The following is a 23,547-nucleotide window of genomic DNA, read 5'->3' as shown; positions in this document are numbered from 1 at the left end:
TTGTTCTTGTGTGCGGGGCGTACTGCGGTTTCAGAGGTGCAAGACAGGTTCCGGTAATCCGGTCACGCCCGGGCGCACTGCAAACGTGGCGCCCGAGAGCGGGTCGTCGCCGATCAGGATCGACGTCACGAACAGGGTGTCCAGCCCGGGCCCGCCGAATGCACACATGGCCGGTTTGGACGTGGGAATGGCGATGCTGCGATCGAGACGACCGTCCGGCGTGAAGCGGTGCACGCGCCCCGCATCGTTGCCGCAGATCCAGTAGCAGCCGTCGGCATCCACCGCGGCACCATCGGGACGCCCGGGGTACGCGGTCATGTCGACGAAGACACGGCGGTTGTGCGGCGTGCCGCTGTCGACGTCGTAGTCGAAAGCCCAGATGGTTTGGCGGCTGGCGTGCGAATCCGAAAGATACATCGTCTTGCCATCGGGGCTAAAGGCGAGGCCGTTCGGTACGATCAGATCGTCAATGACGGCGTCTACGCGCCCGGCGCGAGCGGCCTGCGCATCAAAACGATACAGCGTGCCGATGGGCAAACCCAGAGAGGTGTCCAGGACCATCGTGCCGGCCCACAGGCGGCCCTGGCGGTCGCAACGGCCGTCGTTGAAGCGCATGTCAGGGCGCGGGTGCGCCACCGTGGCAAGGCGCTGCAGCGGCGCAAGCTCAGCGCCGGCACCAGGCTGCGGCGCGAGAAAGATGCCCGTCTCCATGGCCATGGCCCAACCGTCGGAGGTCATGGCAATACAGCCGGCCATCTCGGGCAGCGCCCAGTTGTTGACCTGGCCGGTGAAGAAATTCCAGCGCCACAGCTTGCGGCCCGGAATGTCCGTCCAGTACAGCGCCTGCTCACCGGCGTGCCAGATGGGGCTTTCGCCGACACCGCATTGCATGTTGCCAATCCGCTCGACAGTCGGCTCTACGTTCACCTGCATTGCGTCAGTCTCCGAACGGGCCGGCTTTGACAAACGCCCCACCCTGGTACTGCGCAGCCGGATCATCGGCGGGCAGCGGCGGCTGTGCTTCGACCTGCGCGCGGAAGATTTCACTCGTCTGCGTGGGCGTGTAGCCGAGGTGCGCTGCATGGCGGTTGTCCCACCAGCGATCGCGGTTGTTCGACATGCCGTAGACCACGGTAAAGCCCACGCTTGGCACAAACAGGGCGCGGCGGATGAGCTGCTCGAGGTCGTCGTAGCCGAGCCAGGTGACGAGCATGCGGCGGTCCTTCGCTTCGGCAAACGAAGAGCCGATGCGGATGGCGACCGTCTCGATGCCATAGCGATCGAAATAGAAACTGGCGAGCTGTTCGCCAAACACCTTGCTCAGCCCGTAGTAGCCATCGGGCTTGGTGGGCGCGGTGCTATCGATGACCTCGCCCTGCTTGTAGAAACCGATGGTGTGGTTCGAGCTGGCGAACACGATGCGGCGCACGCCATGGCGACGCGCGGCTTCGTACAGGTTGTAGGTGCCCGCGATATTGGCCGGCAGAATCTCTTCAAACGGCCGCTCGACCGACACACCGCCCAGATGCACGATCGCATCCGTGCCGGCGACGAGCGCATCGACGGCTTGCGCATCAGCCAGGTCACACGGCGCGATCTCCTCACCGGCGCGCGCTTCGCCCAGATTTGATATATCAGACAAACGCAAAAAATCGGCGTATTTGGGCAGACGCTCGCGCAGCACCTTGCCGAGGTTGCCACCTGCGCCGGTCAGCAGCAGGCGGTGGCAATGCGTGGTCACGCCCGCGAGCGGGTCGGTTTGAATGTGTACGTCAGTGGTCATATCAGGTCACCGGGGCGGGGTTAAACAGAGCCAGCGCATTATGCAGGCCCAGCTTGTCGGCGCAAACTTGCTTGCGGCCGCTCGCCACGTCAAGAATCAGGTGGAACAGCTCCCAGCCAATGTCGGCAATGCTCGCTTCGCCCGTAGCGATGCGGCCGGCGTCGAGATCGATCAGGTCATGCCAGCGCTCGGACAGCGCCTTGCGCGTCGACACCTTGATGACCGGCGCCATGGCCAGGCCATACGGCGTGCCGCGGCCGGTGGTGAACACCTGCAGGTTCATGCCGGAGGCCAGCTGCAACGTGCCGCACACGAAATCGCTCGCGGGTGTCGCGGCAAAGATCAGGCCCTTGCGACGCACTTTCTCACCGGGGCCAAGCACGTCGACGATGGGCGTGCTGCCCGACTTCACGATCGAACCCAGCGCCTTTTCCACCACGTTGGACAGGCCACCCTTCTTGTTGCCGGGCGACGGGTTGGCGCTGCGGTCAGTCTGGCCGCCGCTGAGGTAGTTGTCGTACCAGGCCATCTCGCGCAGCAGCGCACGGCCGACGTCTTCGTCGATGGCGCGCGGGGTGAGCAGATGGATGGCGTCGCGCACCTCGGTCACTTCCGAGAACATCACCGTGCCGCCGGCACGCACGATCAGGTCCGCCGCAAAGCCGACGGCCGGGTTGGCCGTCACGCCCGAAAAGGCATCGCTGCCGCCGCACTGCACCCCGACCACGAGGTCCGATGCCGGGCAGGTTTCACGCTGGCGCTTGTTCAGGTGCTCAAGGCGGCGCTCAGCCATCTCCATGATGGCGTCGGTCATGCCGATGAAGCCGTCAAAGGCCTCGTCTTGCAGACGCAGCACCGGCGAATCCGCCGTGCCGGCAACTTCGATAGGAATGCGGCCACCCGGGGCGAGCTTCTCGGGCACGAGGCGTTCGGGCACGAGCTTTTCGCAGCCCAGGCCGATAACCATGATCTCGCCGCCGAAGTTCGGGTTGAGCGCAAGGTTTTGCAGGGTGCGGATGGGCACGATGGCCGCGGGCGCGTTGATGGCGACACCGCATCCATAGACGTGATTGAGTGCGACGACATCATCAACGTTTGGATAACGCGGCAGCAATTCACGCTTGATGCGGCCGACGACGTAGTCGGTCACGCCCGCCACGCACTGCACGCTGGTCATGATACCGAGCACGTTCTTCGTGCCGACCGTGCCGTCTGCGTTGCGATAGCCCTCGAAGGTATAGCCCTCGAGCTTGGCGAGATTGGGATCGGGGCGCGTGGCGAGCGGCAGCTCATCCAGCGCGGGCGCGGACGGCAGCTTCACGGCGTGCTCGTTGACCCAGCTACCGCGCGGCAGCGGCTTCACGGCATAACCGATCACCTCGTTATAGCGGATGATGGCGTCGCCCTCAGCCAGGTCGGCCAGCGCTACCTTGTGGCCTTGCGGCACGCCTTCGACGAGCACGGTGCCATCGGACAGTGCCGTGCCGGCGGGCAAGCCCCGTGCGTTGACGACGATGGCGACGTTGTCACCGTCGTGCACGCGGATCGTCAGCGCCTTTTCAGTTGCGTTGCCGGCTTCAGGGGCCAGCGTCGGTTCAGACATCACAGACTCCGTGATTGATTCAAACGGGTTTCGTTTCAACGCCCCAGGCTCGGACGTTTCGGGTCATACGTCCAGCCCGGCACGAGGTATTGCATGGCCGTGGCGTCGTCGCGCGCGCCGGGGCCCAGGGTCTTGTGCAGCGCATGAGCCGCCATGACGCGGTCCATGTCGATTTCGATACCGAGGCCCGGACGCTCGGGCACGGCCACATGGCCGCCCCGGATGCGCAGCGGTTCGCGCGTCAGGCGCTCCTCGGCTTCCTGCCAGATCCAGTGCGTATCGATTGCCGTGATGTTGCCCGGCGCGGCAGCAGCCACGTGCGTGAACATCGCCAGCGACACGTCGAAGTGGTTGTTGGAGTGCGAGCCCCACGTCAAGCCCCACTCGTCGCACAGCTGCGCGACACGCACGGAGCCTTGCATGGTCCAGAAATGGGGATCGGCCAGCGGAATATCCACCGCGTGCAGTTGGACGGCGTGTCCCATCTGGCGCCAATCGGTGGCGATCATGTTCGTGGCGGTCGGAATACCGGTCGCGTGCTTGAACTCAGCCATCACCTCACGGCCCGAGTAGCCGGCTTCGGGGCCGCACGGGTCTTCGGCATAGGCCAGCAGATGTCCTTGGCCCTTGCACAGCGCAATCGCCTCGTTGAGCGACCATGCGCCATTCGGGTCCAGCGTTACGCGGCTTTCCGGAAAACGCGCCTTGATGGCGGCAATTGCTTCCATCTCTTCGGCGCCGGGCATCACGCCGCCCTTGAGCTTGAAATCGGCAAAGCCGTATCGCTCGGTAGCGGCTTCGGCCAAACGAGCGATAGCGGCGGGCGTCATGGCGGCTTCGTGGCGCAGGCGCAGCCAGTCGTCGGCGCCGCGGGCGCCGTCCAGGTACGGTAGATCGGTTTTGCGACGATCGCCCACGTAGAACAGATAGGCGAGCATTGGGGCGCTATCGCGCTGCTGGCCGGCGCCGAGCAGCTCGGCCACCGGCACCTCCAGAAACTGACCGAGCAGATCGAGCAGCGCCGCTTCCACTGCCGTGATGACGTTGTCCATGCGCAGGTTGATCTCGTGCGGCTGGCGCAGCACGGCAGCTTCCGAAGCAGAAGTCACCTGGTGCACCGTCGCCTGATGCGCCGCATTGCCGCCACCCGCAAGAGCACGGCGAATGCTGTTCAGCACGCCGTTGGTACGACCGACCGATTGACCGATCACCAGCGGAATCACGCGCTCCAGCGCCTGACGGATGCCCTCCCCGCCCGGCACCTCACCCACGCCAGTGCGCCCGGCGTTGTCCTTCAGGATGACGAGGTTGCGCGTAAAGAACGGAGCATGCGCACCGCACAGGTTCAGCAGCATGCTGTCGCGGCCCGCGACGGGGATCACCTGCATCTCCGTCACACGCGGTGTGTGGGTGCGTGCGCCGGATTCGATCGATTGCAACGTCACTTCCAAGGCTCCCGTGGCTTACAGCGGCTTGAGTTCCACACGCTTGATCTCGCCCACCATGAACAGGTAGCAGACGATGGCAACCGCGGCATGGATACCGACGTACACCAGCGCACCGTTGAACGAACCCGTGGTGTTGACGATGTAACCGATGGCGATGGGGGTCGTGATGCTCGACAGGTTGCCGAAGGTGTTCATCAGGGCGCCCGACAACCCGGCGATCTGCTTGGGCGCCGTATCCGAGTTCACTGCCCAGCCCAGCGCACCGAGCCCCTTGCCGAAGAACGACAGCGCCATCACCGCCACCACGACGGACTGCGCGTCGACGTAGTTGCAGATCACCATGGTCATGGAGAGCAGCATGCCCACCACGATGGGCACCTTGCGCGCCACCGAAAGGGAGGCCCCACGGCGAAGCAGCGCGTCAGAGATGATCCCGCCCAGAATGCCGCCCAGGAAGCCGCACACCGCCGGAATCGACGCGACGAAGCCCGCCTTCAGGATCGACATGCCGCGCGCCTGCACCAGGTACACCGGGAACCACGTGATGAAGAAGTACGTGAGCGCATTGATGCAGTACTGCGCAATGTACACACCCATCAGCATGCGGTTCTGCAGGAGCTGCTTGACGTAGCCGAGTTTCGGCCCCTCGGTCTTTGCAACGCCAGAACGGTCCATGTTGACCAGGCCGCCGCCGGCTTCGATGTACTCGATTTCTGCGCGGTTGACGCCTGGGTGGTCCTTCGGTTCGTGCACGAACGCTTTCCAAACGACCGCCATGACGATGCCGATCACGCCCATCACGATAAACACGTGATGCCAGCCGAACGCGTGCACCAGCCAGGCCATCAGCGGGGCAAACACCACCGTGGCGGCATACTGCGCCGAGTTGAAGATGGCCGCTGCAGTGCCGCGCTCGTTGGCCGGAAACCACGCTGCCACGATACGGCTGTTCGCCGGGAAGGACGGAGCCTCTGCGGCCCCGACCAGAAAGCGCAGGCAGAACACCATGACGATGGCGGCGGCGCCGGTAAAGAAGCCGATCGCACCCTGGGCCAGCGTGAACAGCGACCACAGCAGAATGCTGAACGTGTACACGCGCTTGGAACCGAAGCGGTCAAGCAGCCAGCCGCCCGGAATCTGCGCAATCACATAGGCCCAGCCGAATGCCGAAAAAATATAGCCCAGCGACACGGCATCGATGCCGAGTTCCTTCTGCATGGCCGAGCCGGCAATGGAGATGGTCGCGCGATCGGCGTAGTTGATGGTCGTCACGATAAACAGCATCGCGAGGATCACGAAACGCACGCGGCTCATGCGCTCAGTGCGCGGCACGGCTTGGGCTCCCACCGCGGGGGCTTTGATGTCCATCGTCTCCTCCTTAAGCCGGCACCCGTCGTGCCGGTCGGTTCAGGTTGCCGGGTCCTGTTCGGCCCGGCATGTTGTTTTGCTAATTGAGTGTTGCGACTTCAGGCCCAGCTGCCATCCACCAGACGGCGCAGCTTGAGCGGGTTGGCGTCTTGGAGCGCCTCGGGCAGCAGTTCGGCCGGCAGATCCTGGTAGCACACCGGGCGCAGGAAGCGCTCGATGGCTGCCGTGCCGACCGAAGTCGTACGGGCATCCGTTGTTGCCGGCCAGGGACCGCCGTGCACCATGGCCTGGCACACTTCAACGCCGGTCGGCCAGCCGTTGGCCAGAATGCGGCCCGCCTTGCGTTCGAGAATCGGCAGCAGCGAACGCGCGATCGCGATGTCGCCAGCGTCCAGATGCAGCGTGGCGGTCAACTGGCCTTCCAGCGATTCGGCCAGTGTGCGCAGCTCTTCTGCATCGCGGCAGCGCACAACGAGGCCTGTCGCGCCGAAGATCTCGTCGTGCAGCGTCGGTTGCGCCTGGAAGCTCTTGGCATCGGTGATGTAGAAACCGGCTTGCCCGCGGTTGGGCTGGTCGCTGTCTTGCCCACGCGCGACGCAGCGCACGTTGGCCTCGGCAGCCAGCTTGTCGACGCCGCGCGCGTAGGCGGTGTGGATGCCGGCCGTGAGCATCGGTTGCGCGGCCACGCCGCCCATGGCAGCAGCGGCTGCAGCTTCAAAGGCATCGAGCTCCGGCCCGTCGATGGCGAGCAGCAGGCCCGGGTTCGTACAGAACTGGCCCGCGCCCATCGTGAGCGATGCCACGTACTGCTGACCCAGCGCGGCAGCGCGCTTGGCCAGTGCATCGGGCAGCAGGAAGACAGGGTTGATGGCGCTCAGTTCGCCATACACCGGAATCGGCTGCGGACGCGCCTGCGCAATACGCAGCAGCGCCTGACCGCCGGCGCGCGAGCCGGTAAAGCCAACCGCCTGGATGCGCGGATCGGCCACCAGTGCGCCGGCCACGTCGTTGTCCGCCAGGATGAGCGAGAACACGCCCTCCGGCAGCGCGCACTGCGCAACCGCGGCTTGAATGGCGCGGCCCACCAGCTCGGACGTACCCGGGTGCGCCGGATGCGCCTTTACGACAACCGGGCAACCCGCAGCCAGCGCCGACGCGGTATCACCACCCGCCACCGAGAACGCCAGCGGGAAGTTGCTCGCGCCAAACACGGCCACGGGACCCAGCGCAATGCGGCGCATGCGCAGGTCGGAGCGTGGCAGCGGCTTGCGCTCCGGCAGTGCCGAATCGAGGCGCGCGCCCACGGCATCGCCGGCACGCACCACGCTTGCAAACAGACGAAGCTGACCGCACGTGCGGCCACGCTCCCCTTCCAGGCGCGGACGCGGCAATGCCGATTCGGCCATCGCGCGTTCGATCAGCGCATCACCCAGCGCCTCGATTTGGCTGGCGATGGCTTCCAGGAAGGCTGCGCGGGTTTCCGGCGCGGTCTCGCGGTAAACGTCAAACGCCGCGGCGGCCAGTTCAGCGGCACGTGCGGCATCGGCCTTGGAGGCCAGGGTGAATTCCGGTTCGAGCCATTCCCCGGCGGCGGGGTTCATGGCGCGAACCTTGCCGGCACCACCCGCTACGCGGGCGGCACCCAACAACAGTTCGCCGCTCAATTGCATTTGGATTCCTTGTGTTTTCGGTTGCGCTCAGGCCGCCAGCTTTTCCACTTCGGCAATGCGCGACACCAACGCCGACAGTTCTGCGATCTCGGCGTCGGTCAGGTCGGTCAACGGGGCGCGTACCGGACCTGCATCGCGGCCGATGACCTTCATACCGGCCTTGACGATCGACACCGCATAGCCGCGCTTGCGATTGCGCAGCTGGATGTACGGCAACACGAACTCGTTCAGCATTTTGTAGACCTTGGCATTGTCGAACGCGCGCACGGCGGCGTAGAACTCTAGCGCGAACTTGGGCACGAAGTTGAAGATGGCCGACGAATACGTCGACACGCCCATCGTCAGGTACGGCAGCGCAAAGGTCTCGGCGGTCGGCAGGCCACCAACGTAGGTGAAGCGGTCGCCCAGGCGGGCGTAGATGCGGGTCATCAGTTCCAGGTCGCCCACACCGTCCTTGAAACCGACCAGGTTCGGGCAGCGGTCGGCCAGGCGTTCCAGGTGGTTCTCGTCGAGGATCTGGTTGGCGCGGTTGTAGACGATCACGCCCAGCTTGGTCGATTTGCAGACCTGTTCCACGTGCGCGGCCACGCCGTCGGCAGACGCTTCAGTCAGGTACGGCGGCAGCAGCAGGATGCCGTCAGCGCCGGCAGCTTCAGCGGCCTTGCAGTATTCGATCGATTCGGCAGTGCCGCGGCCGGCCGGCGCGATCACCGGAATCTTGCCGGCGGTTTCCGCCACGGCGGCGCGCACCACGCGGTCGGTTTCAGCAGCGGTGAGCGAGAAGAACTCACCCGTGCCGCCTGCGGCAAACAGGCCGGCGGCATCGTGGCTGAAGAGCCAGTTCAGGTTGGCGCGATACGCTGCCTCGTCGAACGACAGGTCCGACGCCTTGAAGTGCGTGACCGGGAAGGACAGCAGACCGGAGCCGATCTGTTGGGCGAATTCTTTGGGGCTGTATCGGGTCATGTCTCGCTCGTGCTGAATACGTGTTGTTGATGGACGCATTCTTGCATCGGGATCGATTCAAGTCCAAGCCAACTGCTGACTCGATTAATACAGAACTTGTATTGATACAGGGTCTTCCCTAGTCCAACGATCCGGATGCTGCGGCCGCACGTGACGGCGCGGCCGCGTTGGATCAACGCCGCGTCATACCGCGCCTTCGGCCTCGACGTAGAGCGCGTACAGGGAGTGCGAACTCGCCATGTACAGGCGATTGTTCTTCGGCCCGCCGAAGGTCAGATTAGGGCAGCGTTCCGGCAGGTGAATGAAGCCGATCGGCTTGCCGTGCGCGTTGAAGACCTTCACGCCGTCGTAGTCGACTGAACTGACGCCCAGGCGCCCGTCCGCCCCCCAGCCGCACCACAGGTTGCCGTCCTTGTCGACGCGAAAACCATCCAGCGCGCCCGCGCCGTTGGCGTCGATCAGCTTGGTCTTGTTGGACGCCGTGCCGTCGGCCGCGATGTCGTAGCTCCAGATGCTGCGTGACGGTGTGCCCTTCCACTCAACCACGTAGAGCTTCTTCTCGTCGGGCGAGAACGCCAAGCCGTTCGGGTTCACGAGGTCGGTGATGATCGCGCGGATGCTGCCGTTCGGATCGATCCGGTAGACGTTGGTGGTGGCCTGTTCCGGCTGCGCCTTGAAGCCCTCCCAGTTGCCGTTGATGCCGAACGTCGGGTCGGTAAACCAGATGCTGTCGTCGGACTTGACCACGATGTCGTTGGGCGCGTTCAGGCGCTTGCCCTGGTATTGATCGGCCAGCACGGTGATGCTGCCGTTGAATTCCGTGCGCGTGATGCGGCGCGTGACGGAGTGCTCGCACGTGACGAGACGCCCTTGCCGGTCGCGCGTATTGCCGTTGGCGTAGTTCGACGGCTCGCGGAACACGCTGAACGCGCCGTTCGTCTCGTCGTATTTCATGATGCGGTTGTTGGGAATGTCGCTCACCAGCAGGTAGCGCCCGGCCGGAAAATACACCGGCCCCTCCGCCCAGCGCATGCCGGTTGCAAGCTGCTCGACCGAGCTGCTGTAGAGGCGATATTTCAGGAAGCTCGGGTCAAGCACTTCCACCGCCACGTCTGGGTAGCGCGCGTTCGGCTTGAACCCTTCGACCTTCTGCGCGCCGGCCAAACCGCTGGCCGCTGCAAGACCCGCCCCCGCCGCGCTCCTGAGAAATCTGCGGCGCCCCACTTCCGTGCTTTCCATCGACATGCCTGCCTCCTGATGATTGTTGTTGGCCTCGGGGTGTTGTCGATCCGCCCCAAGGGCGAGCCGATTCTTGCATCGGCGATCTTTCCGATTCAAGATAAGCACTGACTCAATCCATACAGGTTTTGAATCGATGTTTGAACTCAGCCAACTCCGCTGCTTTGTTGCCGTGGCCGAAGAACTGCACTTTGGGCGGGCGGCGGAACGTCTGCACATGACGCAGCCGCCGCTGTCGCGCCAGGTGCGCTTGCTCGAACATCAGGTCGGGACGGAGCTGCTGGAGCGCAACAGCCGCTCGGTCAAGCTGACGGCGGCGGGACGCAGTTTTCTGCCCGATGCGTCACGCATCCTGCGGTTGGCGGATGAGGCGGCGGCCACGGCCCGCCGTGTGGCGACGGGCGCTGCAGGGCAGTTGGCGATCGGGTTTACAGCCTCGGTCGGCTACGGGAAGCTGCCTTCGCTGGTGAGCGCCGTGCGGGCCGCGTCACCCGGCGTGCGATTGACGCTGAAGGAGATGGTGAGCGGTGCGCAACTCTCGGCGCTCGACGCGCGCGAGATCGACGTCGGCTTGCTGCGCCCGCCGGTGGAGCACGGCGAGCTGATTGCCGTGCCGTGCTCGCAGGAAGCGCTCGTGATCGCCCTGCCGGAAGCCGTGGCCGACAGTTGGCCGCAACGCCCCAGCCTGCGCGATTGCGAGGGCCAGCCGCTGCTGATGTATTCGCCATACGAAGCGCGCTATTTCCACCAGATGGTGAGCAGCCTCTTCGAGCGCGCGGAGGTGCTGCCCGACATCGTCGAATATGTCAGCCAGATCCATTCGATGCTGGCATTGGTCCGTGCGGGCATTGGCGTGGCGCTCATCCCAGCGGCAGCGGCCATGTTGCACTTCGAGGGCGTGGTCTATCGCCCGGTGCGCACCACGCCGGCCAAGCCGGTCGAACTCTGGATGGCCTATCGCAAGGACAACGACAACCCGGTGTTCAACGTGTTGAAGACGGTGCTGCACAACTCGCTTGCCGAGGGGCGCTAAGCTCACGCGGCACCTCGCTTGCTGGCCCCTGGTGACCCGACCAGGAGACCGCCATGCCGCAAACACGCCGGAACATTCGCCGCCCCCCCATGTGGCCCGCCGCAGTGGTCATCGGCTTGGCTGGGGTGGTGCTTTCGCATCCCACCCACGGCAAGCTGCCACCACCAACGCCGGCCCAACAAGCCGCCGCCGCCCAACAGGCGGAGACGGAACGCACGCAGAAAGCGCAAGAGCAGGCCCAACTGACCGAAGTGCAGGACCGCTTGGCGGCTCGCTTCGGCAAGGGCGGCAACAACGCCCCAGACGCCAACACGCCCGTCGCCAACCTGCCCAAGAGCGTCGCAGGAGCGCCCGGCACTGCTGGCCCGCAGGGCGGCTCGCGGCCCAGTGCGGAATCGCATTCGGGCAATGCCCGCTAGGCCGCCAATGCAAACCCCGTATCAAAGGTGGAGGCCACCTCCAGCCGCTGCTTGAGCAGACCGACTTTCACGTAGAAATCGGCCGTGCGCTGCTGCTCCGCGACGATCTGCGGATCGATGGCGCGCCACACCGTCTGGCGCCGCGCAAACTGCAACCGCGCGGCCTCCGGCGCAATACCGATGATGCGGGCCAGCGTGGCCGAATAGCTGTCGACATGCTGGTATGACCACACCTGTGCACGGACGACGCGCTGCAAGAAATCGCGCAGTGCATCGCGCTTGGCCGCCAGGGCAGCGTCGGTTGCGGCCAGATAGCTCAGGCCCGACCACAACCCTCGCCCGCTGACCAGCACGCGCGCATGCCTGGCAGTTTCGGCCATCGCCGTATAGGGCTCCCACGTTGACCACGCATCGATCGAACCATTGACCAGCGCGAGCTTGGCATCGGCGGGCGGCAGGAAGCGGAAGTTGGCGTCATCCGGACCAAGCCCGGCAGATTCCAACGCCTTGAGCGCCACGAAGTGCCCGATCGACCCGCGGTTGGTGCCGATCGATTTGCCTTTCAGGTCCGCCGCTGTCTTCAACGGAGAATCGGGCCGCACCAGCACCGCCGTGCCGTACGGGTCGGATCGGTTCGCGCCGATCAGCTTGATACGCGTGCCCGCCGCCAACGCAAAGATGGCAGGCGCATCGCCAATGGGGCCCAAGTCGACCGCACCCGCGTTGAGCGCTTCGGCCAGCGGCGCAGCGGCAGGAAACTCGGTCCACTGGATGTCGTACGGCACGCCCTTGAGCGCATCGGCGGCTTCGAGCAGCGCGCGCAGCCCACCCTTCTGGTCGCCGGCCTTGAGCACGATGCGGGGTTGCGCGAAAGACAACGCAGGCGCGGCAGCCAGCGCCAAAGTGGATTGCAGGAAACGGCGTCGATGTTGCGGCATGGTGGTGGAGCGATGAGGTCGAGGGTCAATGAATGAAGCCGCCTTTCACATAGCGCACCGGTTCGGCGTCCATGCGGGCGATCAGCGAATCGAGGCCGCTTGCGTGGGTTGGGGTTGTCTCGCGCGCGGCGGATGTGCAGAGGAAATCGGCGTCGGACCACGTCGTGCCGGGTTCGCCGCGCGCGCGCAACCAGCCGTTGCGATCGGCCAGCAACTGCGTGCCGGAGAACGCTTGCGGCCCGGCGCCTGCAATGGCGGCGAAAACGTCCCACGCGTCGGCGCTTGCTGCCACGCAGCGCGCCTGGAAAGCGCGCGTGGGCGGTGGCAACGTGCCGTCCGGCGTGATGAGCAACGTCTGGAAGCGCGGATCTTCAAGCGGGATGCCGTTTCCCGATGCGGCATCCACGGCAACCACGCGCACGCGCTGCCCGTTGCGCCACGCGACCAATGATTGGGGCGGGGCATCGCCGCAGCGCACCGACAACGCCGGCAGTGCCACCGGCAAGGGCCAGCCGCCGGCACGCACGCCGCCACTCGCAGCCAGCACCTTCATGTAATCGAGTACGGCCCAGATATCGGTGTCGCTCAATCGATCGGCGAACGCGGGCATGGTGGTCACGCCTTGCACGTCCTGCATCCCGTGGGCGATGTGCCAGAACAGTTCGCCATCTGCACGACGGCCAAGCAACGGGCCGACGACCGTGGGCGGCCAGCGCGTGAGCGTGGCGGTCAACGGGCCTTCGCCCCGGCCATCTGCACCGTGGCAGCTTGCACAGGCAGTGTTGTAGACGCGCGTGCCGTGCGTGATGGACACCACCGAAAACGCCGTTGGACTCACATGGAAACTCGTCGGCATGGCCGGCGCCAGCACAACCACCGACGGCCACGGCGCCACCACCAGAAAGCCCGCGGCGACGCCCAACGACACCGCACGCCAGCGGCGCACCAGCACGGCAATCACGACGGCCAGCAACGCCAGCGCGACGGCGATGAACGTCACGCCAAGCTGCCGCGCTTGCCCCAGATCGATCAGCAGGGTCTCCCCGGCGATGCGTACGTCCCATGGCCATGCCGGTTGCCCGTGCGCCTCGCCTGTCAGCCCGAGCGTGTGCAACAGCACCAGCACGCCGTGCTGCGCCCATTGCAGAAAGCGGAGCAACGCGTTGAGCCAGACCGTCGCTTCCGGTCCACTCATGATGGTGCCGCCATCTACCAGGTCTCGCCCAGGCCGAGATGACCCAGCGCTTCGTGCCGCAACGCGCTCAGGCGCGGATCGCCACGATGGCGTGGGTAAGGCAGATCCACCGTCAGCTCTGCCGCGATGCGGGCCGGGCGCGGGCTGAAGATGACCACACGCTGGGCCAGGAACAGCGCCTCCTCCACATCGTGCGTCACCAGCACGGTCGAGAAACGCGCGCGCTGCCAGAGCGTCACCAGCTCACTCTGCATGGCCAGCCGCGTGAGTGAATCCAGTTTGCCCAACGGCTCGTCCAGCACCAGCAATTGCGGATCGTTGACCAGCGCACGCGCCAGCGCCACACGCTGCGCCATGCCGCCCGACAGCTCATGCGGAAACGCGCGATGGAAGCCGCCCAGCCCCACGCGTTCCAGCGCATCGTCCACGCGATCGCGCTCTGCGTTGAGCACGCCACGCGCTTGCAGACCCAGGGCAACGTTGTCCCACACGCGCCGCCACGGGTAAAGCGTTGGGTCTTGGAAGACGACCACACGCGACGGGTCCGGCGCGTTGATGGATGCGTCGTCCTGCAGGATACGGCCGCGCGTTGGCGCCTCCAGCCCCGCGATCAGGCGCAGCAACGTGGACTTGCCGCAACCACTCGGCCCGAGCAGCGCCACAAACTCGCCGGGCTGTACGGTCAGGTTCACGCTGTCGAGCACTTGCAGCGGATTGGCCCGGCTGCCAAACCAGTGGCTGACACCCTGCACGTCGATGCGGGCCCCGCTGGCGGCCGCAGGCGGCGGCGCCTCGCGTTCGAGCACGGCTACCATTTCAGCGTCCCCTTCTGCCAGACCAGGGCGCGGTCACGCACCTTGAACAGCAGCGTGATGATGCTGGAGAACAGCAACGCCATGACGATCAGGGCGGCATACATGTTCACGTACGATGCCCAGCCTTGGGCCCAGGTCAGGTACCAACCGAGGCCAGATTTCACGCCCATCATCTCGGCAGTCACCAGCACGGTGAACGAGGCACCCAGGCCCATGAACAGCCCAACGAACACCTGCGGCAAGGCCGCCGGAATCGCAACACGCAGCACCAGGAACGCGTTGGATGCACCCAGCGTGCGAGCGACGTCGTAATAGCTCTTGCTGACGCCTGCCACGCCGGACCATGTGAGCACCGCCACCGGAAAGCCGGCTGCCAGGGCAATCAGGAAGGCCGCCGCCGAATAGCTCGACGGGAAGAAGTAGAACGTGATCGGCAACAGCGCCGTGGCCGGCAGTGGCCCAAGAATGCGCAGCACCGGATGCACCCAGTACCCGACCGCACGCGACCAGCCGATCGAAACGCCCACCAGAAAGCCCGTCAACGCGCCCAGGAAATAGCCGATGCCGAGCAGCTTGAGCGTGTTGAGCACACTGTCGCCCAGACGCGGCCAGTCTTCCGAGTAGACCTCGATCAATGCCTGCGGCGGCGCAAAGAACGGTGTGGGCAACGCGCCGGATTTAGCCGTCAGCACTTCCCACAGCGCCAGCACGGCGGGCACCGCGATGAGCCATGGGCCCGCGGGCTGCAGCGCCTCCTGCGCGGCACGCAGCGGTGTGACATAGGGCGCGGCCAAAGCCAGCACGAACAGCGCCATGCCGACGAGCAACGCGGCACCACCCAGTTCCGCCGTGAATGCCCAATCGCTGAAGCCCACCACGTGGTTGGGCCAGCGCCACGTCAGCAGCCCGAAGGCTACCCAGGCCAAAGCGGCCACTGTGCCGGTGCGCCAGACGCTTCCGCGGGCGACGGCATCGGCAAATGGATTGGACAGCGCGGCGGGCGCCTCCAGTGTTTGCGGGAGGGTGCTCATGTCAATGTGTTCCTCATGTGCTCACGCGGTGTGCATCAGGCCAGCACGTTCACGTACACGTGCTGTGCCAGACGTTGCGGGTCGGTCGTCTTCTTGATGACGCCGATGCGGCGGAAGTCTTCGGCGTAGAAGGCGATCTCGTCGCGCAGGTCGACGCCCGTTGGGTGATGCGTGTAGGTGAGCGTGGCGTAGAGCTTGCGCAAGTCTTCCAGCGCCACCTTGGGCGAATACTTGGCGAACACCTTGGCGGCTTCATTGGGGTTCTCGTTGACGAACTCCGTGGCCTGCACGATGGAGCGCGCCAGTGCCGATGCCGTCGGGCGGTCATTGCGTACCAGCTCGCCGCGTGCACCGATCACGCAGCAGACCTTGCGCGCGTATTCACCAGAGAGGTTCGTGGCGAGTTCAACGTAAGCGCCATTCGTGCGCTTCTCCAGCAGGTAGAGGTTCGGGTCGCCGTCGGCAATCGCCTGGATCTCGCCCTTGTCTACCGCCACGCCCAGCAGGTCGGCCGGGTATTGGCGCCAGGTAATGTCCTTGTCCGGGTCAATGCCGTTCTTGGCCAGCAAGATGGTGAAGAAGTGTTTGCCGGGCGCGGCCAGATCACTCACGCCCACGGTCTTTCCCTTGAGCGCTGCCAGGTTGGTGACGCCTGCTGCCTTGGAGCCGACAAGCCGTACGCAACCGCCGTGCGAGCTGCCGATGATCTTCACGTCAAAGCCGGCCTCCAGCGGCTTGAGCCAGCGGTGGATCATGCCCACCGCCGCATCGGCCTTGCCGGTGGCGATGGATTCGAGCAGTTGATCGGTTGACCCGCTGTAGTTGATCAGGTCGACGTGCAAACCATTCTTTTCGAAGAAGCCGCGTTCCTGCGCCACCACGATGGGTGTCAGGCAAAACGAGTTCTGGTTCCACGCAAACGTCAATTTGCGCGGTTGCGAGTAGGCCCTGCGGCCCAGAATCAATGCCGGCGCGGCCAGCGCCGTGGCCGCCGCCGCATGCAATACCTTGCGGCGCGAGATGCCCGCTGTCTCTTGGCTCATTGAATGCTCCCCGTGATGATGCGTTCGATATGTTTTGTCAGGCGCGGGCTTAATCCAGCACGTCCGGCTCGGCAGCGACCAGGCCGGCGTAAAGGCTCTCGAACGCATGCAGCGCGCCCTCTTGTCCGCCCACCTGACTGTTCGTGTGGCGTGCGGTGGCAGCGTCAATGGGCCGCGGCGTGCCGGCGGCTTCGGCCAGCAACTGCGTGTGGGCAACGTTGTCCAGCGCGATGTACCACCATGCCGCCGCTTCCACCGTCGGCCCGGCCGAGAGGATGCCGTGGTTCTTCAGGATCACGCCTTTGTGCGTGCCGCCGTCCGGCTTGGTGAGTGCCTGCGCTATGCGCTCGCCCTCGCTCGCGTCGACCACCATGCCTGTGAAGTCGTCGAACAGCGCGTGGTCTCCATAGAACGAGCACGCATCCTGCGTGAGCGGATCAAGCGACCGGCCCAGCGTCGACCACGCCTTGCCGTATGTCGAATGGGTATGCGCGGCAGCCACGATATGCGGATGCGCTTCGTGAATCGCCGCATGAATCGCAAACGCCGCCTTGTTGAGCGGCCGGTTGCCGATAACGGTCTCGCCACGCGCGTTCACGAGCAGCAAGTCCGACACCTTGATGCGCGAGAAATGCACCCCCAGCGGGTTGACCCAGAAGTGGTCCGTCAACTCCGGATCGCGCGCGGTGATATGGCCCGCCAGCCCGAGGTCGAAACCATGCCGCGCAAACAGGCGGAAGGCGCCCGCAAGGCGCTCTTGCCGATGGCGCCGTTCGGCCTCGAGCGTGGGCCGCGCTGCAGGCGGATCAAACCAGAACTTCTGCTGTGGTGTGCTGTTCAGCTTGAGCGTGGACGATGCCGCGCGTTCGATGGAAAGGACTGCGCTCATGCCCGAGCCTCACGCAGCCTTGCGTTGCGCATCACGCTGCGCAACCAGCTCGCGCACGCGCGGGATGAGCGTGCGACCGTAATCCACCACATCTTCCAGCGGGTCGAAGCCGCGGATCAGGAAGGTGGTGACGCCCAGGTCGTAATAGTCGAGCAGGGCATCGGCCACCTGCTCCGGCGTGCCGACCAGCGCGGTGGAGTTCGAGCGTCCGCCGGTCTCTTTGGCAATGGCGGTCCACAAACGTTTGTCGACGCGCTCACCTTGCTCTGCTGCCGCTAGCAGGCGGCGTGCGCCCTCGCTCTGTTGCGGGCCGCCCCGGCTGTAGCCCTGCTGCACGCGTAGCGCGCGGGTTCGTTCGAGGATGCGCTCTGCACGTGCCCAGGCAGCATCTTCCGTGTCCGCCAGGATCGGCCGGAACGACACCGAGAACCGGATGCTGCGCCCATGCTTGGCGGCTTCCGCCCGCACACGCGTGGTCAGATCGCGCACCTGGTCAAGCGATTCGCCCCACAGCGCATAAACGTCGGCATGCTTGCCGGCCACCTCGACGGCCACGTCCGATGCACCGCCGAAGTAGATCGGCACATGCGGCTTCTGCGCGGGCTTCACTTCAGAGAAGCCTTGCTCAAAGCGATAGAACGCGCCCTCGTGGTCGAACGGTTTCGATTCCGTCCAGATGCGGCGCAGGATGCCCAGGTATTCATCCGTGCGCGCATAGCGCTGGTCGTGGTCGAGATAATCACCATCGCGTCGTTGCTCGCTGTCAGAACCGCCCGAGATGAAATGCACACCCAAGCGCCCCCCTGTGAACTGGTCCAGCGTGGCAATCTGGCGCGCGGCCAACGTCGGGTTGGTAAAGCCCGGCCGGTGCGCGAGCATGAAGTGAATGCGTTCGGTTAGCGCCGCTGCGTACGAGATCGTGAGCGTGGCCGACGGCCCCGTTGAATGATGCGGCACCAGGATGCGATCAAAACCGGCCGCCTCATGCGCCTGTGCAAAGGCACGCACGTACTCGCGGTCAACCACCGGCCCGTTGGGATCGGCCGGATGGATTTCCGACTGCTTCTGGCTCTGAATCATGCCGATGAAATCGACGCTCATGTTGGCTCCGTTCCGCATATCGTTAGAAGGCTGGCGAGGCGTTGCACCCTGCCATGCATGCGAATCAAGTTACGTCACCGCCGGCGCGGCACTAACGAATAATTTCAACGCTGCATATTCGGCATAGATCGTTCGCGGCGCGTGGCAACACGGATAGGCTGTGCGGCAATGTCACCTGCTTCGCACATTGCATCGTCATGTCGTCTGCTCCCTTGCATCGTCTGCCCACGCCGCCCGACCGGCTTGCCGAAGTGCTGGCCTCCATTGCTCCGCAGTTGGCTGCGTCCGCCGCAGAGCACGACCTCCATGGCAGCTTCCCGCACGATAACTTTGCGTTGCTGCACGCCTCGGGCTTGATCGCACAAGTCATTCCGCAAACGCATGGTGGTGGCGGTGCCAGCCTGATAACCGCGCGGCAGATCATTGCGTCCATCGCGCATGCCGATGCGGCCACCGCGCTCGTGCTGACGATGACGTACCTGCAGCACCGCGCCATCGCACGTGCCGATACGCGCTGGCCCGCGCATATTCGGCAACAGGTGTTCGCCACTGCGTTGAATGAAGGCGCGCTCATCAACGCGCTGCGCGTGGAGCCCGATCTGGGCACGCCCGCACGCGGTGGCTTGCCGGCCACGGTGGCAAAGCGTGTCGGCAACACCTGGCGCATCCGGGGCCGCAAGCTCTACAGCACCGGCAGCCCTGCCCTGCGCTGGCTGGCCGTATGGGGCCGCACCGACGAGGCGGAGCCACGCGTGGGCATCTTTCTCGTGCCGCGTCCGTCGCTGGAAACACCCGGTATCCGCATCGAAGAGACCTGGAATCACCTCGGCCTGCGTGCCTCGGGCAGCCACGACGTTGTCCTGGAAGACGCGGAGATTCCGCTGGACCACGCTGTCGACATTCGCGCCGCTGCGGAATGGGTGACGCACGGTGCCGCACAAGCCGACACCAGCGCGCAACTCGACCAGCAAGCGTGGATGACCGTGCTGCTCGGCAGCCTGTACGACGCCGTTGCGCAGGCCGCGTGTGACTGGCTCACCCGGTTCCTGAACACGCGCGCGCCTGGCAACCTGGGCGGCCCGCTGGCAACGCTGCCGCGCATGCAGGAAGCGGTGGGCGAGATTGCCGCCGCGCTGCGCACCAACCGCGTGCTGCTCGATCACGCAGCCGAGGCAGCGGACGCGGGCTCGCCGCTGCCCATCGTTGACAGCGGGCTCCTCAAGTACACCGTCACCACCAACGCCATCCGCGCGGTGGAACTTGCGCTGCAGTTATCCGGCAACCATGGGCTGTCGCGCCACAACCCGCTGGAGCGGCACTACCGCGACGTGCTGTGCAGCCGCATCCACACGCCGCAGAACGACTCCATCCTGCTGGCTGCTGGCCGCACCGCACTTGGGGTTTAAGTAGACGCCGTCAACCAAGTCCAGCAAGATGAGCCAACGTCCCACATCAGGAATCTGCCGATGAGCACGCCTGCCCTCGCTACTGTTTCCGCTGCGACACCCGCGCAATCGCAGTCCATTGCACCGCTGCGTGATTTCGTGACCGCGCTGTCGCGCCTGCTCGATCAGCAGCCGAACGAAGCCGAGATCCTTTCCCGCGCCGGCGCCCTGCTCGGTGCGCTCGTCGCCCGCGACGACTGGCTGCCTGCCGAATACGCGCAGCCGCACCCCGAGCACTTCCAGCAGTTCCTGCTGCATGCCGATTCCGGCGAGCGCTTTTCCATCGTCAGCTTTGTCTGGGGCCCCGGCCAGCGTACGCCCATTCACGACCACACCACCTGGGGCCTGATCGGCATGCTGCGCGGTGCGGAATATTCGCAGCCGTTCAAGCTCGATGCGCAAGGCAAACCCCAACCCGACGGCGCCGCCATCCGCCTGGAACCCGGCGCTGTCGAACGCGTCTCGCCGCGCGTGGGCGACATCCACCGCGTGCACAACGCCTTTGACGATCGCACGTCGATCAGCATCCACGTGTACGGCGGCAACATCGGCGGCATCCACCGCTCCGTCTATACGGAAGACGGCGAGCGCAAGCCCTTCGTTTCCGGTTATTCGAATACTCACCTGCCCAATCTCTGGGATCGCTCCAAGGACACGCCCGCATCATGAGCAGCCCTATCGACTTCATCGAATCGCCGGTGGCTGCACCGCTGGCCGAAACCCACGTCCCCACGCTCGCGTATGCCGACGTGCGCGCGGCCCTGCTGGCCCGCAAGGAGATCGCGCTGGTCGACGTACGCGAAGAAGACCCGTACGCGCAGGCGCATCCGCTGTGGGCAGCCAACCTGCCGCTCTCTCGGCTGGAGCTGGAAGCCTGGTCGCGCATTCCGCGCCGCGATACGCTGATCGTGCTGTATGGCGTTCACGCGGGCGTGGACCTCGCACCGCTGGCGGCCGCCAAGCTGGCCGAACTCGGCTATACGCGCGTGTACCTGCTTGAAGGTGGCCTGGATGGCTGGCGCGCGGCCGGCGGCGAAGTGTTCCAGGACGTGAATGTGCCCAGCAAGGCCTTTGGCGAATACGTGGAGGCGCATCGCCACACACCGTCGTTCAGCGCGCAGGAGGTCAAGGCGCTGCTCGATGCCAAGCGCGACGTGGTCATCGTCGATTCGCGCCGTTATGAAGAGTTCCAAACCATGAGCATCCCCACCGCGACGAGTGTGCCGGGTGCGGAACTGGTATTGCGCATCCGTGAACTCGCGCCGGACCCGAGCACGCAGGTCATCGTCAATTGCGCGGGGCGCACGCGCAGCATCATCGGGACGCAATCGCTCGTGAATGCGGGCATTCCCAACCCGGTGGCGGCACTGCGCAATGGCACCATCGGCTGGCTGTTGGCCGATCAGGTGCTCGACCACGGTGCAAGCCGCCGGCATCCGCAAGACGTCTCCGCAGGCACGCGCGCACAGGCACAAGCCGATGCGCGCGCCGTGGCCGAACGCGCCAACGTACCGCGCATAGCGCTGGTTGACGTTGCCAAACTCGAGGTGCCGGATCGCACGCTCTACAAGCTCGACGTACGCACGCCCGAGGAATACGCCGCCGGCCACCTGCCCGGCTTTGCCAGCGCGCCCGGCGGCCAGCTCGTGCAGGAGACCGACCACACTGCCGCCGTACGCGGTGCACGCATCGTCCTGGCCGATGACGACGGCGTGCGCGCCGACATGTCCGCTTCATGGCTCGCCCAAATGGGCTGGGAGGTCTATGTCGTCGATCCGGTCGACGCCAGCGAGCGCAGCGTCACCGGCACGTGGCAGACACCCGCCCCCCAGCCTCCCGTTGTGCGCACCGTCGACGCCCGCGCTCTGGCCGGCTGGCTGGAAGCTGGCGACACGGCCGTCATTGACGTGACGCGCAGCGCCAATTACGTTGCGCGGCATATTCCGGGCGCGTGGTTTGCCGTGCGTTCGGACTTGCCCGCCGCGCTCACGCGCATCCCGGCGGCACGCCGCTACGTGCTGACGTGCGGCTCCAGCCAGCTCGCCCGTTTTGCCGCCACCGACCTGGCCAAGCTGACGCAGGCCGAGGTGTGGGTGCTCGACGGTGGCACCGCGGCATGGGTGGCCGCCGGCCTGCCCGTTGAAACCGGCGAGACCCATCTGGCCTCAGACCGCATCGACCGCTACCGCCGCCCGTACGAAGGCACGAGCGCACCGCGCGCAGCAATGCAGGCGTATCTCGATTGGGAGTTCGGGCTGGTCGAGCAGTTGCGGCGCGATGGAACGCACGGGTTCCGGGTGATCTGACTGGCCTACGATGTTCGGAACGTCAGGCTTGGCGTATTGAACTCGACACTTCGGGTTCCAACACTCCGCATCTGAGGTTCCGAACTGCACCGTTGGCGTTCGGACCTCGATCTCTGGTAGTTCCGAACGCCGACATTGAGGTTCTGAACGCCGTGCATCGGGTTCCAAACTCGGCAGGCCGCGTTCATAACGCCGAGCGCGAGGTTTGGAATCCGTTGATTGGGGTCTCAAACCCCGCATACGCCTTGGCTCACTTGCTTGCTAACGCCGCTCACAACGAGCGATAACAAAACTCGTTTTGCGCATAAGCCCGCCTTGAGTAGCATCGGGACTTCCTCGCAGAGGTTCCGTCATGTCCCCCTTCATCGCCCTGTGCCTGCTCATCACCTACGTGGTGTGGGGCACAACGTATCTCGCCATCCGCTTTGCGCTGATCGATCTGCCGCCCTTCCTGATGATGGGCTCGCGCTTTCTGGCCGCTGCATTGCTGCTCGCTCCGGTGGTCATCCTGCGCCAGCGCGGAAAGCCGCAAGACCGGCCGACCTTGCGCCAGGTCCGCAACTGCGCGCTGATCGGTGCATTCATGCTGGTGGGCGGCATGGGCATGACGGCGGTGGCCGAGCAGACCATCTCTTCGGGTGCCACCACGGTGATGATCGCGTCCATGCCGCTGTTTTCCACGCTGTGGACGCTGCTGGCGGGCGGCCGCCTTCGTGCGTATGAGATCGGCGCGATTGCGCTGGGCAGCATCGGCATTGCGGTGCTGTTTCGGGGTGCGGAGTTCCAGGCCAGCACGGTCGGTGTGCTGGCGCTGACGGCCGCCATTGCTTCGTGGTCGTTCGGCTCGCAGCTCTCCAAGCGCGTCGACATGCCCAAGGGCATGACGGCGTTCGTGCTGGAAATGGCCTTTGGCGGCGTGGCGCTCGTGCTGCTCAGCCTGGTCACGGGCGAAGCGTGGCCCCAGCACATCGGCATGCATTCCGCGCTTGCATGGGCCTACCTTGTGGTGTTCGGCTCGGCCATTGCCTTCACGGCCTACATGGCGCTGGTGGAACGCGTATCCACCGTCATGGCGACAAGCTATGTGTATGTGAACCCGCCCATCGCCCTGCTGATGGGCGCATGGCTGGCCGATGAAGTGGTCGCGCCGCAAACGCTGGGGGCGACCGGCATCATCCTGGCGGCGGTGGTGGTGCTGACAGCCGGGGCTACGCGGGCGGCACGCGCGGCGCGCCGGGCGGCTGCCTGAACGTCT

21 protein-coding genes are annotated in these 23,547 nt (G+C 65.4%); 6 read left to right on the top strand and 15 right to left on the bottom strand.

Annotated features, from left to right (window positions below; all coding sequences use genetic code 11):
- Positions 1-30: 30 nt before the first annotated feature.
- From R2N16_RS16635 to R2N16_RS16600, 8 genes are all read right to left on the bottom strand, one after another.
- Complete coding sequence (locus R2N16_RS16635; protein WP_316666849.1) at positions 31-933, bottom strand: SMP-30/gluconolactonase/LRE family protein; 903 nt, start codon at positions 931-933, stop codon at positions 31-33.
- Positions 934-937: 4 nt separating this feature from the next.
- Positions 938-1,783, bottom strand: a complete 846-nt coding sequence (locus tag R2N16_RS16630; RefSeq protein ID WP_316666848.1) for an NAD-dependent epimerase/dehydratase family protein — start codon at positions 1,781-1,783, stop codon at positions 938-940.
- 1 nt (position 1,784) lies between these two features.
- On the bottom strand, positions 1,785-3,386 hold the full coding sequence (gene garD / locus R2N16_RS16625) for a galactarate dehydratase (RefSeq protein WP_316666846.1): 1,602 nt from the start codon (positions 3,384-3,386) through the stop codon (positions 1,785-1,787).
- 35 nt (positions 3,387-3,421) lie between these two features.
- A complete protein-coding gene (locus R2N16_RS16620; protein ID WP_316666845.1) occupies positions 3,422-4,831 on the bottom strand; it encodes an enolase C-terminal domain-like protein in 1,410 nt (469 codons plus the stop codon).
- Positions 4,832-4,849: 18 nt separating this feature from the next.
- Positions 4,850-6,202, bottom strand: a complete 1,353-nt coding sequence (locus R2N16_RS16615; RefSeq protein ID WP_316666844.1) for an MFS transporter — start codon at positions 6,200-6,202, stop codon at positions 4,850-4,852.
- A 98-nt stretch (positions 6,203-6,300) separates the two neighbouring features.
- On the bottom strand, positions 6,301-7,872 hold the full coding sequence (locus tag R2N16_RS16610) for an aldehyde dehydrogenase (NADP(+)) (protein WP_316666842.1): 1,572 nt from the start codon (positions 7,870-7,872) through the stop codon (positions 6,301-6,303).
- A gap of 27 nt (positions 7,873-7,899) precedes the next feature.
- Positions 7,900-8,838 carry a 5-dehydro-4-deoxyglucarate dehydratase gene (gene kdgD / locus R2N16_RS16605; protein ID WP_316666840.1) on the bottom strand — a complete coding sequence of 313 codons (939 nt, stop codon included), beginning with the start codon at positions 8,836-8,838 and terminating at the stop codon, positions 7,900-7,902.
- A 183-nt stretch (positions 8,839-9,021) separates the two neighbouring features.
- Positions 9,022-10,083 carry an SMP-30/gluconolactonase/LRE family protein gene (locus R2N16_RS16600; RefSeq protein WP_316666839.1) on the bottom strand — a complete coding sequence of 354 codons (1,062 nt, stop codon included), beginning with the start codon at positions 10,081-10,083 and terminating at the stop codon, positions 9,022-9,024.
- A 130-nt stretch (positions 10,084-10,213) separates the two neighbouring features.
- Between R2N16_RS16600 and R2N16_RS16595 the strand changes: the two genes are divergently transcribed.
- Both R2N16_RS16595 and R2N16_RS16590 read left to right on the top strand, forming a co-directional pair.
- Complete coding sequence (locus R2N16_RS16595) at positions 10,214-11,110, top strand: LysR family transcriptional regulator (RefSeq protein WP_316666838.1); 897 nt, start codon at positions 10,214-10,216, stop codon at positions 11,108-11,110.
- A gap of 53 nt (positions 11,111-11,163) precedes the next feature.
- On the top strand, positions 11,164-11,529 hold the full coding sequence (locus R2N16_RS16590; protein WP_316666837.1) for a hypothetical protein: 366 nt from the start codon (positions 11,164-11,166) through the stop codon (positions 11,527-11,529).
- Here R2N16_RS16590 and R2N16_RS16585 read toward each other — a convergent pair.
- Genes R2N16_RS16585 through R2N16_RS16555 form a run of 7 tightly spaced genes read right to left on the bottom strand, consistent with a single transcriptional unit; the run spans position 11,526 to position 18,541 of the window.
- Positions 11,526-12,467 (bottom strand): ABC transporter substrate-binding protein, encoded by a 942-nt coding sequence (locus R2N16_RS16585; RefSeq protein WP_316666835.1) that lies wholly within the window; start codon positions 12,465-12,467, stop codon positions 11,526-11,528. The genes R2N16_RS16590 and R2N16_RS16585 overlap by 4 nt on opposite strands.
- A 25-nt stretch (positions 12,468-12,492) precedes the next feature.
- Positions 12,493-13,662: a c-type cytochrome gene (locus R2N16_RS16580; RefSeq protein WP_316666833.1), complete on the bottom strand. Its 1,170-nt coding sequence runs from the start codon at positions 13,660-13,662 to the stop codon at positions 12,493-12,495.
- 14 nt (positions 13,663-13,676) lie between these two features.
- Positions 13,677-14,477 carry an ABC transporter ATP-binding protein gene (locus tag R2N16_RS16575; RefSeq protein ID WP_316666832.1) on the bottom strand — a complete coding sequence of 267 codons (801 nt, stop codon included), beginning with the start codon at positions 14,475-14,477 and terminating at the stop codon, positions 13,677-13,679.
- On the bottom strand, positions 14,471-15,508 hold the full coding sequence (locus tag R2N16_RS16570) for an ABC transporter permease (RefSeq protein WP_316666830.1): 1,038 nt from the start codon (positions 15,506-15,508) through the stop codon (positions 14,471-14,473). Before R2N16_RS16570 ends, R2N16_RS16575 begins: the two co-directional genes overlap by 7 nt.
- A gap of 35 nt (positions 15,509-15,543) precedes the next feature.
- Positions 15,544-16,551 carry an ABC transporter substrate-binding protein gene (locus R2N16_RS16565; RefSeq protein ID WP_316666828.1) on the bottom strand — a complete coding sequence of 336 codons (1,008 nt, stop codon included), beginning with the start codon at positions 16,549-16,551 and terminating at the stop codon, positions 15,544-15,546.
- Positions 16,552-16,600: 49 nt separating this feature from the next.
- Positions 16,601-17,440 carry a class II aldolase/adducin family protein gene (locus tag R2N16_RS16560; RefSeq protein ID WP_316666827.1) on the bottom strand — a complete coding sequence of 280 codons (840 nt, stop codon included), beginning with the start codon at positions 17,438-17,440 and terminating at the stop codon, positions 16,601-16,603.
- 9 nt (positions 17,441-17,449) lie between these two features.
- Positions 17,450-18,541, bottom strand: a complete 1,092-nt coding sequence (locus tag R2N16_RS16555) for an LLM class flavin-dependent oxidoreductase (RefSeq protein ID WP_316666826.1) — start codon at positions 18,539-18,541, stop codon at positions 17,450-17,452.
- Between the two features lie 197 nt (positions 18,542-18,738).
- Here R2N16_RS16555 and R2N16_RS16550 point away from each other — a divergent pair, with 197 nt between their 5' ends.
- The 4 genes from R2N16_RS16550 (at position 18,739) to R2N16_RS16535 (ending at position 23,541) form a co-directional block, all read left to right on the top strand.
- A complete protein-coding gene (locus tag R2N16_RS16550; protein WP_316666825.1) occupies positions 18,739-19,947 on the top strand; it encodes an acyl-CoA dehydrogenase family protein in 1,209 nt (402 codons plus the stop codon).
- A gap of 60 nt (positions 19,948-20,007) precedes the next feature.
- Positions 20,008-20,655, top strand: a complete 648-nt coding sequence (locus R2N16_RS16545; RefSeq protein ID WP_316666824.1) for a cysteine dioxygenase family protein — start codon at positions 20,008-20,010, stop codon at positions 20,653-20,655.
- Positions 20,652-22,292, top strand: a complete 1,641-nt coding sequence (locus R2N16_RS16540) for a rhodanese-related sulfurtransferase (protein WP_316666823.1) — start codon at positions 20,652-20,654, stop codon at positions 22,290-22,292. Before R2N16_RS16545 ends, R2N16_RS16540 begins: the two co-directional genes overlap by 4 nt.
- Before the next feature lie 352 nt (positions 22,293-22,644).
- Entirely contained in the window at positions 22,645-23,541 is an 897-nt protein-coding gene (locus R2N16_RS16535) for an EamA family transporter (protein ID WP_316666822.1), read from the top strand.
- The last annotated feature ends 6 nt before the right edge of the window (positions 23,542-23,547 follow it).

The sequence above is a fragment of the Ralstonia psammae genome (assembly GCF_958405935.1).
GTDB classification, from domain to species: Bacteria; Pseudomonadota; Gammaproteobacteria; order Burkholderiales; family Burkholderiaceae; genus Ralstonia; species Ralstonia psammae.
The sequence above is the reverse complement of the archived record's forward strand: the minus strand, read 5'-3'. Positions and strand labels throughout refer to the sequence as shown.

Bases quoted from the DNA above. Each gene is read 5' to 3' on its own strand.
- R2N16_RS16635 (WP_316666849.1), bottom strand. From the start codon at position 933: ATGCAGGTGAACGTAGAGCCGACTGTCGAGCGGATTGGCAACATGCAA.
- R2N16_RS16630 (WP_316666848.1), bottom strand. From the start codon at position 1,783: ATGACCACTGACGTACACATTCAAACCGACCCGCTCGCGGGCGTGACC.
- garD (WP_316666846.1), bottom strand. From the start codon at position 3,386: ATGTCTGAACCGACGCTGGCCCCTGAAGCCGGCAACGCAACTGAAAAG.
- R2N16_RS16615 (WP_316666844.1), bottom strand. From the start codon at position 6,202: ATGGACATCAAAGCCCCCGCGGTGGGAGCCCAAGCCGTGCCGCGCACT.
- R2N16_RS16610 (WP_316666842.1), bottom strand. From the start codon at position 7,872: ATGCAATTGAGCGGCGAACTGTTGTTGGGTGCCGCCCGCGTAGCGGGT.
- kdgD (WP_316666840.1), bottom strand. From the start codon at position 8,838: ATGACCCGATACAGCCCCAAAGAATTCGCCCAACAGATCGGCTCCGGT.
- R2N16_RS16600 (WP_316666839.1), bottom strand. From the start codon at position 10,083: ATGTCGATGGAAAGCACGGAAGTGGGGCGCCGCAGATTTCTCAGGAGC.
- R2N16_RS16595 (WP_316666838.1), top strand. From the start codon at position 10,214: ATGTTTGAACTCAGCCAACTCCGCTGCTTTGTTGCCGTGGCCGAAGAA.
- R2N16_RS16590 (WP_316666837.1), top strand. From the start codon at position 11,164: ATGCCGCAAACACGCCGGAACATTCGCCGCCCCCCCATGTGGCCCGCC.
- R2N16_RS16585 (WP_316666835.1), bottom strand. From the start codon at position 12,467: ATGCCGCAACATCGACGCCGTTTCCTGCAATCCACTTTGGCGCTGGCT.
- R2N16_RS16580 (WP_316666833.1), bottom strand. From the start codon at position 13,662: ATGAGTGGACCGGAAGCGACGGTCTGGCTCAACGCGTTGCTCCGCTTT.
- R2N16_RS16575 (WP_316666832.1), bottom strand. From the start codon at position 14,477: ATGGTAGCCGTGCTCGAACGCGAGGCGCCGCCGCCTGCGGCCGCCAGC.
- R2N16_RS16570 (WP_316666830.1), bottom strand. From the start codon at position 15,508: ATGAGCACCCTCCCGCAAACACTGGAGGCGCCCGCCGCGCTGTCCAAT.
- R2N16_RS16565 (WP_316666828.1), bottom strand. From the start codon at position 16,551: ATGAGCCAAGAGACAGCGGGCATCTCGCGCCGCAAGGTATTGCATGCG.
- R2N16_RS16560 (WP_316666827.1), bottom strand. From the start codon at position 17,440: ATGAGCGCAGTCCTTTCCATCGAACGCGCGGCATCGTCCACGCTCAAG.
- R2N16_RS16555 (WP_316666826.1), bottom strand. From the start codon at position 18,541: ATGAGCGTCGATTTCATCGGCATGATTCAGAGCCAGAAGCAGTCGGAA.
- R2N16_RS16550 (WP_316666825.1), top strand. From the start codon at position 18,739: ATGTCGTCTGCTCCCTTGCATCGTCTGCCCACGCCGCCCGACCGGCTT.
- R2N16_RS16545 (WP_316666824.1), top strand. From the start codon at position 20,008: ATGAGCACGCCTGCCCTCGCTACTGTTTCCGCTGCGACACCCGCGCAA.
- R2N16_RS16540 (WP_316666823.1), top strand. From the start codon at position 20,652: ATGAGCAGCCCTATCGACTTCATCGAATCGCCGGTGGCTGCACCGCTG.
- R2N16_RS16535 (WP_316666822.1), top strand. From the start codon at position 22,645: ATGTCCCCCTTCATCGCCCTGTGCCTGCTCATCACCTACGTGGTGTGG.